1 protein-coding gene is annotated in these 235 nt (G+C 64.3%); it reads right to left on the reverse strand.

All coding sequences use genetic code 11. From position 1 onward, the window contains the following. Window positions 1-127, reverse strand: a 127-nt coding sequence (locus ACPLUI_RS12790) for a CpsB/CapC family capsule biosynthesis tyrosine phosphatase (RefSeq protein WP_424660645.1), incomplete at its 3' end; no start/stop codon positions are given. Window positions 128-235 lie beyond the last annotated feature (108 nt).

Below are 235 nucleotides of genomic sequence, written 5' to 3' on the forward strand. Positions count from 1 at the left end.
CGTGGGGTGTGGCCACCAGGAACTCGATCCCGTCCTCCACCGCCAGCCAGGCCATGGACAATGCCTCACCCAGGTCCGGCGCGCCGTCGTTAAGACCGGGCAGGATATGCACGTGCAGGTCAATCATGAAAGCCTACCTCCAGCAACGGGCAAACAACAAGTCACATCTCCATAGCCCTGCGGGTGCCGCCGGTGCCACTCCCAGGCCGTGCGGACGATGGTTTCCAGGTCGCCG

The sequence above is a fragment of the Desulfofundulus sp. genome (assembly GCF_049701015.1).
GTDB lineage: Bacteria > Bacillota > Desulfotomaculia > Desulfotomaculales > Desulfovirgulaceae > Desulfofundulus.